Here is a 12825-nt window from a genome sequence, read left to right as displayed (position 1 = left end):
ACTGCCGGGCCGTTCACGCGGCGACCCCGGCCGTACGGGCGCTGGACCTGGTGCGGCCGATGGCGGCGATCCGGTCGAGGTACCACCCGGGTTCCCCGGCGGCGCGCGCGGCGTGCCAGACCTGCCGTACCTGCTCGACGTCCACCGCGGCGGCAGCCTCGGCTATGAACAGGCGGCCCGACCGGGGGAGCACCCCCAGGGCGCGGACGTTGCTCACTTCTCGTGCTCCAGTTCGATGGCGCGGCGGCCGGCGACCGTTTGCGCTGCTAGGGCGCGCAGGCGGTCGCCGAGTGCGGTCGCGGTCCGGTGGGACAGGTCGACGGCGAGTAGGCCGTCGAGCGGGGGCAACTGGTCGAGCAGCGCGGCCTGTCGCTGCTGCACCAGGGCGAGGCGGCGACCGCGGCGGCGCAGCCGCAACAGTGCGGACCGCAGGCCGTGGCGGGCGGCATCGCGTGCGGTGTCGCGGGCGGCGCCGGCCGAGTCGAGCCCGTAATCGGTGGTCGACGGGTCGGCGCGCCGGGCCTGGTGGTGCTGCGCCGCTGCGGCGAGGGTGCGAAGCAGTTTGCCGACGTGTTGCCCGTCCTCGGCGAAGGCGAGCGCGACCAGGTCGAGCAGGTGCTCGGCGGCGTCGGTGGCGTCGAGGCGGACCGTGTAGCCGTCCGGGTGCAGGTACGCGCGGATCATCGGACCCGCACGTACAGACGTTGGCGGCCGTCGGCTTCCGGGTGCGCCTTGGAGACGCGGGCGATCGAGATGGCCGGGTCTGCCCGGAGAGCGGCGAGTACGGCCTCGACGAGTGCCGGGTCGGCGCTGATCCGGATGTTCCCCGTGCGGCGCTGGGTCTGGGTCATCGGGCACCCCGCGGGACCAGGCTGGCCGGGCCGCATGCGGGCTGGGCGGCTGGCACTACCGCGTGCATGGCCCGGATCGCCTCAAGGTGCTCGGGTCCGAAACGCACGTACTTGCCGTACTTCTCGTGGGGAATTCGGTTGATGTTCCGCCGCAGCCACGTCTCGGGCAGAGACAGAGCCTCTGCGGCGGCGGTGTAGTCGTGTAGCAGGGCCAATGCGGGCTCCTTCACGTCCGTTCGTGTCACTTCCGTTCGCTTTCGCGACACTATAGCGACGCATTCGCGAACGCGAATGATTTGAGCATGCGTGCATGTGGCGTGGATGTTGGCGTATGTCCGTCAAAGTTCGACGCCTCCGCCACGACATTGGCGCAAGCCCGTGTGGTTATCACCTGTTGTTGGCTGTTAGCCTCGTTCGCGAACGCGGTAGGTAGTTGTCTAGACCCACCGCCAGTACTCCGGGGCCGTCGTAGGGCGCCGGGGGAAGCGTGCGAAGGGAACCGGGGATGTCCAACGGGACAGCGGGCAGCGATGCCCTGACGCAACTTGTGCGTGCCGCTCTAGACCAGCCGGGGATGTCCTATCAGGTGTTGAGCGATGCCTCGATCGACCCGGAGACCGGCGCAAAGGTCGGCGGCACGTGGCTGCACAAGCTCGTCAAGGGGAACGTCGTCCGGGCGCCGGAGCCGCGAGTCCTGCGCGGCCTCGCCGTCGGGCTCCGGCGGCCTCTGCCGGAGGTCAAGCGGGCCGCGGCTGAGCAGTGGCTGCAGTACACCAACACCGAGCTGTCGGGGCTGCCCGAGGATGTCCGGGTGATTCTCGGCCACCTCGAAGGCATGACCCCGGGGGACGTCTCCCGCGCCCGCGCGGTGATTGAAGCGCTCAGTTCAAGGCTCAACGAATCTTCGCCCGAAGAGTCCTAGTTAGCTCCGATACACGCCTCTTTCAAGATCAGATCATCCTCGCACGGAGCGTTAACGCGGGCGTATGGTCGATCTGGCATTTGCGCAGGTGGGCGCAGCCGCGGGGGCCGACCGCGCGCTGCTCGAAAGAGGGGGTTGCGTGGACAGTGTCACCCACGAGCTGGCGAAACTCGACGACGGTGTTCCGCTCATGCTGGTGGTTCTCTATGGCCGGATGGTGATCGTGGGAGACCCCCGGATCGTCTCGGCCGAACACCTGGCGCGGCACACCGCGGACATCCGGGCGTGGATGGCCGACGGGGTCGACGCCAACCGGGCGGCGGATGTGCTGGCCGGTCAGATCGAGTGCCTGATCAAGGGTGAGCCCCTCGCCCTGCCTGCGGCGTAAGTCGTCACACAAGTGCCCCCCGGACCGATCGACGGTCCGGGGGGCACTGTGCTGCCGGGGTCAGGCCGCCGCGGCGACATCCTCACGGGCCAGCAGGACATCAGCCGGGGCCGGACACCGGGTCAGGGCGAACGCCTGGTCGACGGCGGCGATCACCTCGTCGTCGAGGATGTCGAGCAGGTGCCCGTACCGGTCGACCGTGGTCTGAATCGACTCGTGGCCCAACCGCGCCTGGATCGCCGGAAGGGGGATCTTCGCGGCGATCATCCACGAGGCGTGCGTGTGGCGCAGATCGTGGACGCGCGGCGTCTTGGTCAGCCCCTCTTCCTGCTGGGCCTTCGCGATGGCGGGCAACCACCGCTGGCGGCGGAACGTCGCCGGCAGCCACGCGCCCCCCTCGGGCGCCGGGAACAGCAACGCGTCCGTGGCCTTGCCCCGGGCGGCACGCTGGACGATCGCACTCAGGCGGGGTGTCAGGACGAGGGTGCGCCGGGACCGCTTGGTCTTCGGCGGCCCCATGTACCGCTTGCCGTGCTCGTCGAGCTTCCACGTCCGCTGGATTCGCAGCGCGGGGCGGCCATTGCGGCGGACTATGTCCCGCTTCTGCAGAGCGGTCAGCTCACCCCACCGCAGCCCGGTCCCGGCCGCGAGTTCCACGATGTCGGAGGCGTCGGCCTTCAGGTGCTTGTGGACGAGGGCGTACTCCCAGTGCTCCAGGAAGCACATCTCATCGCTGTCGGTGTCGTCCGCGCGCGGCAGCCGGGTGCCCACACACGGGTTGGTCGCGCGCTTCCCGCCCAGCACGGCGGCCTGCAGGATGCTCGACAGCAAGCCGTGGTTGTCCCGGGTGGTCTTCGCCCGGTACTTGCGGCGCTTCCGAGCGCCCTCGGGCGGATATGGTCCCCACCGACCCTCTTCGAGGTCGTTGACCCACAGCTTGATGGCGTCGCCCGTGATGGACTCCGGCCCGTCGGCGACCGAGAAGTCGCGGAACCACGGGACCATGTTGCACTCGATCATCTGCCGGTACTTCGCCTTGGTGCCGCCCTGAACGCCCGTCAGCAGGTCGACGAAGTTGAGCGCGTACGCCCCGAACATCGTCTCGGGGTCGACATCCGGCTCGGGCTCGGCCGGCTGCTCCTCGACGAACCCCTTGCCCTTCACCCAGCCGGGCGGCCACTGCTCGCCATGCCCCTGCACGAGGTCACGGAAGCGCTCGGCGCTCTTCATGTCGTCGAACTTCTCGGACTCCTGCTTGCCGGTCCTGGCGCCGCCGTCACGCCAGGTGACCGTGTGGGTGGTGCCGCCGTCTTTGCGTTCGCGAACGCGAATGGATGCCATGTGACGAACCTACCCGGTCCGTGCTGACATCGGTGCTGTAATTTCGGCGGGCAAACACAAGGGGCTGACCCGCTTTCGCAGGTCAGCCCCTGTGTGGTGCTGGCGGAGGATACGAGATTCGAACTCGTGAGGGGTTGCCCCCAACACGCTTTCCAAGCGTGCGCCCTAGGCCTCTAGGCGAATCCTCCGTGGGAGAGCTTAGTACATGTTTAGGGGTGCTCGCGACCAGCTGTCTCGCAGGTGGTCGCGGGTGGCTGCCTGCGGATCGGAGATGGGAGCGGAGTGCGGAGAGTGGGGCTGGGATCCGCTACTCTGGGGGCAGCCCCTCGTGTGGCGTTATCTCTCTGAACCCCCCCAGGGCCGGAAGGCAGCAAGGGTAGGAGAGCTCTGGCGGGTGCACGAGGGGTCCTTGCGTTTGCGGGCGAGGGGTCGAGAGCGGCAGGGCGACGCGTTTGTCCGTCCGTCCCGATATCGTCGGTGGCGTGTCCCTAGCCCTGTACCGCCGCTACCGCCCCGAGACCTTCGCGGAGGTCATCGGGCAGGAGCACGTGACCGCTCCGCTCCAGCAGGCCCTGCGCAACAACAGGGTCAACCACGCGTACCTCTTCAGTGGCCCGCGCGGCTGCGGGAAGACGACGAGTGCCCGCATCCTGGCCCGCTGCCTCAACTGCGAGCAGGGCCCGACGCCGACACCGTGCGGTGAGTGCCAGTCCTGCCGGGATCTGGCGACGGGCGGCCCGGGCTCGATCGACGTGATCGAGATCGACGCAGCCTCGCACGGTGGTGTAGACGACGCCCGCGAGCTGCGCGAGCGGGCGTTCTTCGCGCCGGTGCACAGCCGGTACAAGATCTTCATCCTGGACGAGGCGCACATGGTGACCTCGGCCGGCTTCAACGCGCTGCTGAAGGTGGTGGAGGAGCCGCCGGAGCACCTCAAGTTCATCTTCGCGACCACCGAGCCGGAGAAGGTGATCGGGACGATCCGGTCCCGGACCCACCACTATCCGTTCCGGCTGGTGCCGCCCGGCACGCTCCGCGACTACCTGGCCCAGGTGTGCGGCCGGGAGGGGATCCAGGTCGAGGACTCGGTCTTCCCGCTGGTGGTGCGGGCCGGTGCCGGGTCGGTGCGTGACTCGATGTCGGTGATGGACCAGCTGCTCGCGGGCGCGGGCGACGACGGCGTCACGTACCAGATGGCGACGGCGCTGCTCGGCTACACGGACTCGGCGCTGCTGGACGAGGTGATCGACGCCTTCGCCGCGCACGACGGGGCGACGGTCTTCCAGGTCGTCGACCGGGTGGTCGAGGGCGGGCACGATCCGCGCCGCTTCGTGACGGACCTGCTGGAGCGGCTGCGCGACCTGGTGATCCTCGCCACAGTCCCGGATGCGGGTGAGAAGGGTCTGATCGACGCGCCCGCCGACCGGGTCGCAGTGATGCAGACGCAGGCCGACCGGTTCGGCGCGGCCGAACTGAGCCGGGCCGCGGACATCGTCAACACCGGCTTGACCGAGATGCGGGGGAACGCCGCGCCCCGGCTTCAGCTGGAGCTGATCTGTGCGCGGGTGATGCTGCCCGGCGCGTACGACGACGAGCTGTCGCTCCAGGCGCGCCTGGACAAGCTGGAGCGGCGGGCGGCGGCGGGGGCACTCGCGGCCCCGGTCGGCGGCTTCGCCGCGATGCAGCAGGGAGCCGGGCCGGCTGCGGCCGTGCCCACCGCAGCCGTGCCCTCGGCGGCCGTGCCCGCAGCGGCGGTGCCCCCGGGCGCGGCGGCCGAGGCGGTGGCTGCTCCGGCTGCCCAGGCCCCGGTCGCGCCCGCAGTGCAGCCGTCGGCAGCGGTCGCGCAGACGCCCGCGCCCGCACAGGCGAGTCCCGCGCCCGGCGCGTGGCCGATCGCGCGCAGCTTCTCTCCCGCCGGTGGGGCGCCCGAACCGACGCCCGCGCCGCCTGCTCCCGCTCCCACCCCGGCTCCAGTCCCGGCACCGGCCCCGGTGCAGGCTGCGCCGCAGCCGACGGGCGGCCAGCCCTCGCCGGGAGCGCAGCAGGGCGCGGCGCAGGTGCGCCAGCTCTGGCCGCAGATCCTGGACGCGGTGAAGAACCGACGCCGCTTCACCTGGATCCTGCTGAGCCAGAACGGCCAGGTCGCGGGCTTCGACGGCAGCGTGCTCCAGGTCTCGTTCATCAACGCGGGCGCCAGGGACAGCTTCGTCAGCAGCAACAGCGACGACGTACTGCGGCAGGCGCTCGCCGACTCCCTCGGGGTGGACTGGCGGATCGAGTGCATCGTCGATCCGTCCGGTGGCGCCGGCGGTACCGGGGGCGGCGGGTCCTCCTACGCGCCTCCCGCTCCGCAGGCCGGTGGCGGTGGCGGTGGCGGTGGCTGGGGCGGTGCGCCGCAGGCGGCCAGGCCCCCGGCACCCGTCGCTCAGCCGTCCGGCCCCGCGTCGCCCGTCCAGGCCGCCCCGGCACAGGCGCCCGCCTCGGCCTCCGTACAGGCGCCCGCAGCACCCCGCCCGCAGTCGCAGGTGCAGCAGTCGTCCGCGGCCCGGCCGCAGGTCCCGCCGACGCCGATGGTGGCACCCGAGGACGACATCCCCGAGGACGACGATCCGGAGCTCAAGGAGGACGTCTACTCGGGCCAGGATCTGATCATCCGCGAGCTCGGGGCGACGGTCCTGGAGGAGATCCACCACAACAGGTGAGGAGGCACCTGCGCGCCGGGCCGTGGCGCGTAGGCTCGTGGCGACGTTTCCGTGCACAGGCAGGAGTGAGCCGTGTTCCCTGGTGGTGGCCAGCCCAATATGCAGCAGCTGCTCAAGCAGGCGCAGAAGATGCAGGAGGAGCTCGGCAAGGCGCAGCGGGAGCTGGCCGAGACGAAGGTCAGCGGTACGGCCGGCGGCGGCCTGGTCGAGGCGACGGTCACGGGTGCCGGTGAGCTGGTGGCGCTGACCATCGCGCCCGCCGCGGTGGACCCGGAGGACACCGAGACCCTTGCCGACCTGGTGCTGGCGGCCGTGCGGGACGCCAACGCGGCGGCCCAGAAGCTCCAGGCGGAGCGGATGGGCCCGCTGACCCAGGGCCTCGGCGGCGGCGGTATCCCCGGCCTGCCGTTCTAGTCCTGCTGTTCCGGTACTGGCGCGCTGTCGCAGGCGGCCGGTGCGGAGCAGGTGGCAGAACCGCAGCCGCGCTGTGAGATTTATGGGTGAGTCGGGCGTCGGACGGTGTGTCCGGCGCCCGATTCGTTGGATGATGGCACCGGAACGGAAGCCGTCAGTTGATCGAGGGAAGGCGCGAAGTGTACGAGGGCGTGGTTCAGGACCTGATCGACGAACTGGGCAGGCTGCCCGGCGTCGGGCCCAAGAGCGCGCAGCGGATCGCCTTCCACGTCCTTCAGGCCGACCCGATCGACGTCCGCCGTCTGGCGCACGCGCTGCTGGAGGTCAAGGAGAAGGTCCGGTTCTGCGTGGTCTGCGGCAATGTCGCGGAGTCCGAGCGGTGCCGGGTCTGTCTGGACCCGCGGCGCGACCTGACGGTGATCTGCGTGGTCGAGGAGCCCAAGGACGTCGTCGCGATCGAACGCACCCGGGAGTTCCGCGGCCGCTACCACGTGCTGGGCGGCGCGATCAGCCCGATCGAAGGCGTCGGCCCGGACGACCTGCGGATCCGCGAGCTGCTCGGTCGGCTCGCCGACGGCACGGTCACCGAGCTGATCCTGGCCACCGACCCCAACCTGGAGGGGGAGGCGACCGCCACCTACCTGGCCCGGCTGTGCAAGCCGATGGGCCTGAAGGTGACCCGGCTGGCGAGCGGTCTGCCCGTCGGCGGGGACTTGGAGTACGCCGACGAGGTCACCCTCGGCCGGGCCTTCGAAGGGAGACGACTGCTCGATGTCTGACCACACCACTGACCAGCCGCACGCCCACCCACCCATCGACTCACACACCCAGGCCGAGGCGCCGGACGACTTCGCGGTGCAGATCGCGGACTCGGTCGAGAGCTTCGTGCTGGCCGTGACCGAGGTCGCCAAGGGCGACGAGCCAGGCAGCGCGATCTCGCTGCTCCTACTGGAGGTCTCCCAGCTGCTGCTGGCGGGCGGCCGGCTGGGCGCGATCGAGGACGTCCTCCCCGACGACCGCTTCGAGCCGGACACCGGCCCCGAGCCGGACGGCGTCGAACTGCGCGAGCGCCTCGCCGAGCTGCTCGCGCCGATCGACGTCTACCACGAGGTCTTCGACCCGTACGGTCCGCCCACGAAGCCGAACGCCTTCCGGATCTCGGACGACCTGGCCGGTGTGGTGAGCGAGCTGCGGCACGGTCTGACCCACTACCGCGAGGGGCGGGTCAGCGAGGCGCTGTGGTGGTGGCAGTTCTCGTACCTGTCCAACTGGGGTTCGACCTGCTCGGCGGTGCTGCGGGCGCTGCAGTCGCTGGTCGCCCACGTCCGGCTGGACAGCCCGATCGGTGCGGTGCCGGACGGCGCGGACACGGATGACGACGGGCTGACGGACGAGCAGCTGGAGCAGCAGGCGGGTGACCTGATGGCGGCCGAACTGGGGCTCTGAGCTCACGCCCGGCCGGGACTGCGGCCGGGGCCGGGGCCGGGCCACGACTGTGGCCGGGACTGTGACGAAGAATTCAAAAATTCTTCGGCCGGGAAATTCGGAGCCCATCGGCCGCGGTTCCGGCAATTCTTCTGGGCCGCCGGGAGCGGATCCGTAGACCTGCCCAAACGGGCTGACCAGCACTCGATACCGACGTCTCATCATACGGAACGCGGCTGAGGCGCCGAAACCGCTGGATAGACTGGCTCGGACCGCAGAAGGGGCCACCAGTCCCCCTGAACGACACAAGTCGAGGAGCGCACGTGGGCCTTGTCGTGCAGAAGTACGGCGGCTCATCCGTTGCGGATGCCGAGGGCATCAAGCGCGTTGCCCGCCGAATCGTAGATGCCAGGAAGGCCGGCCATGAGGTCGTCGTCGTGGTGTCCGCGATGGGCGACACGACGGACGAGCTCATCGAACTCGCGGAACAGGTAACCCCGATTCCGTCCGGCCGCGAGTTCGACATGCTGCTGACCGCTGGAGAGCGGATCTCCATGGCGCTGCTGGCCATGGCGATCAAAACGCTGGGCTTCGACGCCCAGTCCTTCACGGGCAGCCAGGCCGGTGTCATCACGGACTCGACGCACAACAAGGCGCGCATCATCGATGTCACGCCGGGCCGGATCCGCGCCGCCCTGGACGAGGGCAATGTGGCGATCGTGGCGGGTTTCCAGGGCGTCTCCCAGGTCAGCAAGGACATCACCACCCTCGGCCGGGGCGGCTCGGACACCACGGCGGTCGCCCTCGCGGCGGCCCTGAACGCCGAGGTCTGCGAGATCTACACCGACGTGGACGGGGTGTTCACCGCCGACCCGCGCGTGGTGAAGAAGGCCCGCAAGATCGACTGGATCGGCTTCGAGGACATGCTGGAGCTGGCCTCGTCCGGCTCCAAGGTGCTGCTCGACCGGTGTGTCGAGTACGCACGGCGCTATAACATCCCGATTCACGTACGCTCGTCGTTCTCCGGACTTCCGGGGACGATTGTGAGTGGGAGCAACCCGACCAAGCCCGAAGGGGGCGAAATGGAGCAGGCGATCATCTCCGGAGTCGCCCATGACACGTCCGAGGCCAAGGTCACGGTCGTGGGTGTGCCGGACAAGCCGGGCGAGGCGGCCCGTATCTTCCGCGCCATCGCGGACGCCGAGGTCAACATCGACATGGTGGTGCAGAACGTCTCCGCCGCGTCCACCGGCCTCACCGACATCTCCTTCACCTGCCCGAAGGCCGAGGGCCAGAGGGCGATCGACGCGCTGAACCGGGTCCGTGAGGGCATCGGCTTCGAGTCGCTGCGCTACGACGACGCGATCGGCAAGATCTCGCTGGTCGGCGCGGGCATGCGCTCCAACCCGGGCGTCACCGCGACCTTCTTCGAGGCGCTCTCCGAGGCCGGGGTCAACATCGAGCTGATCTCCACCTCCGAGATCCGCATCTCGGTGGTCACCCGCGCCGACGACGTGAGCGAGGCCGTACGTGCCGTCCACAGCGCCTTCGGCCTGGACAGCACCACCGACGAGGCCGTGGTCTACGGCGGGACGGGTCGATGACCCGTAAGCCCAACCTCGCGGTTGTCGGTGCCACCGGTGCCGTCGGGACCGTGATGCTGGGCATCCTCTCCGCGCGGGAGGACGTCTGGGGCGAGATCCGGCTGATCGCCTCGCCGCGATCGGCCGGCCGCCGGCTGACCGTGCGCGGTGAGGAGGTCGAGGTCGTCGCGCTCTCGGAGGAGGCGTTCGACGGCATCGACATCGCGATGTTCGACGTTCCGGACGAGGTCTCCGCCCAGTGGGCGCCGATCGCCGCCGCCAAGGGCGTCGTCGCGGTGGACAACTCCGGCGCGTTCCGGATGGACGAGGACGTCCCGCTGGTCGTCCCCGAGGTGAACGCGGCGGCGGCCAGGCTCCGGCCGCGCGGCATCATCGCCAACCCCAACTGCACCACGCTCACCATGATGTGCGGCCTTGCCGCGCTGCACTCCGAGTACGGGCTCAGGGAGCTGGTGGTGGCCTCGTACCAGGCCGCCTCGGGTGCCGGACAGTCCGGCGTGGACGCGCTGCGCGACCAGATCGAGCAGGTGGCGGGCACGGGTGTCGGCGAGCAGACCGGTGACCTGCGCGCGGTTATCGCCGACAACGGACCGTTCCCGACGCCGCTGGTGCTGAACGCGATACCGTGGGCCGGTTCACTGGGGGAGGGCGGCTGGTCCTCCGAGGAGCTCAAGGTCCGCAACGAGTCCCGCAAGATCCTCGGCCTGCCGGACCTCAAGGTCTCCGCGACCTGCGTCCGGATCCCGGTGATCACCACCCACGCGCTGGCCGTGCACGCGGTCTTCGAACGCGAGGTCAGCCAGGAGCACGCGCAGGAGATCCTCCGGGACGCGCCGGGCGTCGTCCTGTACGACGACCCCGCGGCCGGGGAGTTCCCGACCCCGAACGACGTGGTCGGCACCGATCCGACCTGGGTCGGGCGGGTCCGCCGATCGCTGGACGATCCCAGTGCGCTGGACCTCTTCCTCTGCGGGGACAACCTGCGCAAGGGCGCCGCGCTGAACACCGCGCAGATCGCCGAGCTGGTCGCGGCCGAGTTCACCGCCTGAGACGCACTGTCCGGAAACGGACGGTCCGGATCCCCCTCCGGGGCACTGGAGGGGGATTCTGCGTGTGCGGGAGAATATGCCTTCGGTCGGGCAACCATGACAGGGGATCGAGTGTCCAACAGGCGTGGCGAACGTAATGGGGGCGGTTCCCGTGGCGCTGGCGGTGCCCGCGGTGGCCATGGCGCCCGTGGTGGCTCTGCCACCGCGAGCGGGGCGGCCGGTCGATAGCCGGATGGGCACGGCCGCAGAGGACGCGGCGGGAGCCAGCGTCGATCACCTCACCGAGACCTACCAGGCGCACTACCGTTCCCTGCTGCGCCTGGCTGCTCTGCTTCTTGACGACCTCTCGACCTGTGAGGACGTAGTCCAGGAGGCGTTCATCCGGGTGCACGCCGCCCGGCGCCGGGTCCGCGAACCGGAGAAGACCCTCGCCTACCTCAGGCAGACGGTGGTCAACCTCTCCCGCTCCACCCTGCGCCGACGCATCCTCGGCCTGCGGTTGCTGCCGAAGCCGATGCCTGACATGGCCAGTGCAGAAGAAGGCGCTTACGATGCGCTGGAGCGCGATCAGCTGAAGTCCGCGCTACGGGGGTTGCAACGCCGTCAGCGGGAGGTGCTCGTACTGCGCTACTACGCGGACATGACGGAGGCGCAGGTCGCCGACGTGCTGGGGATCTCCCTCGGCTCGGTGAAGGCGTACGGCTCGCGCGGCCTGGCCGCCCTGCGGGTCCTGATGGAGGCCGAGGATGACTGACGATCAGAGCCCGGAGCGGCGGGGGAGGGCCGGCCGGCCGCCGGGGCAGCAGGAGCCGGATCAGGACGGGCTGACGGACGGTCGGTGCGACTCGGCGGACCACGGCAAGCCCGGGATCCCGGCGGTCCCCGGGGGCTGCGAGCGGGCGTCGGCCGACCAGGGCCGAGGAATGACCAACTGTGACTCGGAGTTGACCGACTGTGGTCGTGAACTGCCCGGGGCAGGGCGGAATTCGGCCGATTCCGGTCGGGAATCGGGCCAACCGGCCGGGGAGTTGATGGAGCAGCAGCTCCGGATGAGGTTCCACCAGTCCGTCGACCGGGTGCAGCCCGATCCGGCTGCGCTGCTGCGTATCCGGCGGGCGGTTCCGCGTCGCCGCGCCAGGCACCGCAACGTGTGGACCGGTACCGCCGCGGCGGTGCTGCTCGTCGCCGCGGCGGTACCGACCATCAAGGGCGTCCAGAACCTCGACCTCGCCGAAGGCCCCGCCGCCGGCCGGACCATCGCCGACGCCGAACACCACAGCCCGGACATGCCGTCCGAGGACACCGTTCCCGGCAGGTCGCACCTGCCAAGGCCGGTCAGCTCCGCCGACCGGTCCGGCAGCGCCGTGCCCGGCACCGAGGTCAGCTCCGCGGCCGCCAGCCCCTCTCCCGGGGCGGTGGGCAGCCCCGTCGGAGTCGAGCCGGCGCCGGACTGCGTCAGGACGGACCTCGGGGAGGGCAGCTCGCACCTCGGCACGGCGGACGGCAGCGGCAAGGTGTACGGCTGGTTCACCGTGCTCAACGTCTCCGGGCGCAGCTGCAAGCTGACCGGTCCCGGCGCCGTCGTGGTGAGCGCGACGGAGGGCACCGACCCGGCAAAGGTGAAGGTGGTCGACCACACCGCCGGTGACCCGGCGTCCGGACTGCCGGCCCCGGTCGCCGGAGCCGGGCCGCTGGTACTGCCGCCGAAGGCCGGGTACCAGGTGCGGTTCGGCTGGGTTCCGGACGCACCCTGCCCGAACCCCGGTGGTGGCGCCAGCCCAGGGGCGCCTGCCCCGCAGACCGCCGCTTCGGCCGCCCCGGACGCCGCTGCCTCGCCCGCGGCCTCGGCCTCCCCCAGCACCGGCCCGAGCCCCAGCGTCTCTCCGTCGCCCGCGGCCCCCGCGAGCATCACGCTGGCGCACACCCCCCAGGCGGGCGACCCCGCGGCCGCGACGGCCAAGGTGGGCGGCGCCTGCTCCGGCACGGTCTACCGCGCCGCTCCCGAGGCGGTCCCGGCAGCCACCCCGCAGCCGAGCGGGACGCCGACGGTTTCGGGCAGCGGGTGAGCGGGCCACAGGGTGGCCGGGGCGGCGCCGGGTCGGTGCCGGGGTCGGCTTGAGCCTGGGCCG

At 70.8% G+C, this 12825-nt stretch carries 15 protein-coding genes, 1 tRNA gene and 1 other RNA gene; 11 read left to right on the top strand and 6 right to left on the bottom strand.

Translation table 11 applies throughout. The features are described 5' to 3' along the window. Positions 1–13: 13 nt before the first annotated feature. From P3T39_RS01725 to P3T39_RS01710, 4 genes are read right to left on the bottom strand one after another with little or no spacing between them, the layout of a single operon-like run. Positions 14–217, bottom strand: coding sequence for a hypothetical protein (locus P3T39_RS01725; protein ID WP_280695440.1), 204 nt, complete (start codon positions 215–217; stop codon positions 14–16). Further along, on the bottom strand, positions 214–684 hold the full coding sequence (locus P3T39_RS01720) for a hypothetical protein (protein WP_280695439.1): 471 nt from the start codon (positions 682–684) through the stop codon (positions 214–216). The genes P3T39_RS01725 and P3T39_RS01720 overlap by 4 nt, the downstream gene beginning before the upstream one ends. Beyond that, positions 681–851 (bottom strand): hypothetical protein, encoded by a 171-nt coding sequence (locus P3T39_RS01715; RefSeq protein ID WP_280695438.1) that lies wholly within the window; start codon positions 849–851, stop codon positions 681–683. Before P3T39_RS01715 ends, P3T39_RS01720 begins: the two co-directional genes overlap by 4 nt. Further along, positions 848–1066 (bottom strand): hypothetical protein, encoded by a 219-nt coding sequence (locus P3T39_RS01710; RefSeq protein ID WP_280695437.1) that lies wholly within the window; start codon positions 1064–1066, stop codon positions 848–850. The genes P3T39_RS01715 and P3T39_RS01710 overlap by 4 nt, the downstream gene beginning before the upstream one ends. A gap of 290 nt (positions 1067–1356) precedes the next feature. Here P3T39_RS01710 and P3T39_RS01705 point away from each other — a divergent pair, with 290 nt between their 5' ends. Together P3T39_RS01705 and P3T39_RS01700 are read left to right on the top strand one after the other, a co-directional pair. Continuing rightward, positions 1357–1773 (top strand): hypothetical protein, encoded by a 417-nt coding sequence (locus tag P3T39_RS01705; protein ID WP_280695436.1) that lies wholly within the window; start codon positions 1357–1359, stop codon positions 1771–1773. A gap of 64 nt (positions 1774–1837) precedes the next feature. Next, positions 1838–2161: a hypothetical protein gene (locus tag P3T39_RS01700; RefSeq protein WP_280695435.1), complete on the top strand. Its 324-nt coding sequence runs from the start codon at positions 1838–1840 to the stop codon at positions 2159–2161. 60 nt (positions 2162–2221) lie between these two features. Here the strand turns inward: P3T39_RS01700 and P3T39_RS01695 are convergent, their stop codons facing one another. Together P3T39_RS01695 and P3T39_RS01690 are read right to left on the bottom strand one after the other, a co-directional pair. Beyond that, positions 2222–3502: a site-specific integrase gene (locus P3T39_RS01695; RefSeq protein ID WP_280695434.1), complete on the bottom strand. Its 1281-nt coding sequence runs from the start codon at positions 3500–3502 to the stop codon at positions 2222–2224. 100 nt (positions 3503–3602) lie between these two features. Further along, positions 3603–3690, bottom strand: a tRNA-Ser gene (locus P3T39_RS01690). Between the two features lie 129 nt (positions 3691–3819). On the opposite strand from P3T39_RS01690, the gene ffs reads away from it, so the two are divergent. From ffs to P3T39_RS01645, 9 genes are all read left to right on the top strand, one after another. Continuing rightward, an RNA gene (gene ffs, locus P3T39_RS01685) (signal recognition particle sRNA small type) lies at positions 3820–3916 on the top strand. Between the two features lie 68 nt (positions 3917–3984). Further along, complete coding sequence (locus P3T39_RS01680; RefSeq protein WP_280695433.1) at positions 3985–6204, top strand: DNA polymerase III subunit gamma and tau; 2220 nt, start codon at positions 3985–3987, stop codon at positions 6202–6204. A 72-nt stretch (positions 6205–6276) separates the two neighbouring features. Next, positions 6277–6618 (top strand): YbaB/EbfC family nucleoid-associated protein, encoded by a 342-nt coding sequence (locus tag P3T39_RS01675; RefSeq protein ID WP_280695432.1) that lies wholly within the window; start codon positions 6277–6279, stop codon positions 6616–6618. 179 nt (positions 6619–6797) lie between these two features. Then, positions 6798–7397, top strand: coding sequence for a recombination mediator RecR (recR, locus tag P3T39_RS01670; RefSeq protein ID WP_280695431.1), 600 nt, complete (start codon positions 6798–6800; stop codon positions 7395–7397). Then, positions 7390–8064, top strand: a complete 675-nt coding sequence (locus P3T39_RS01665; protein WP_280695430.1) for a DUF5063 domain-containing protein — start codon at positions 7390–7392, stop codon at positions 8062–8064. Before recR ends, P3T39_RS01665 begins: the two co-directional genes overlap by 8 nt. Before the next feature lie 302 nt (positions 8065–8366). Further along, positions 8367–9647: an aspartate kinase gene (locus tag P3T39_RS01660; RefSeq protein WP_280695429.1), complete on the top strand. Its 1281-nt coding sequence runs from the start codon at positions 8367–8369 to the stop codon at positions 9645–9647. Beyond that, positions 9644–10696 carry an aspartate-semialdehyde dehydrogenase gene (locus tag P3T39_RS01655; RefSeq protein ID WP_280695428.1) on the top strand — a complete coding sequence of 351 codons (1053 nt, stop codon included), beginning with the start codon at positions 9644–9646 and terminating at the stop codon, positions 10694–10696. The genes P3T39_RS01660 and P3T39_RS01655 overlap by 4 nt, the downstream gene beginning before the upstream one ends. Positions 10697–10928: 232 nt before the next feature. Beyond that, on the top strand, positions 10929–11450 hold the full coding sequence (locus P3T39_RS01650; RefSeq protein WP_280695427.1) for a SigE family RNA polymerase sigma factor: 522 nt from the start codon (positions 10929–10931) through the stop codon (positions 11448–11450). Positions 11451–11727: 277 nt separating this feature from the next. Then, complete coding sequence (locus tag P3T39_RS01645; protein WP_280695426.1) at positions 11728–12762, top strand: hypothetical protein; 1035 nt, start codon at positions 11728–11730, stop codon at positions 12760–12762. Positions 12763–12825 lie beyond the last annotated feature (63 nt).

It is taken from the genome of Kitasatospora sp. GP82, assembly GCF_029892105.1.
Lineage (GTDB): Bacteria > Actinomycetota > Actinomycetes > Streptomycetales > Streptomycetaceae > Kitasatospora.
This window is presented reverse-complemented; position numbering and strand designations above follow the sequence as displayed.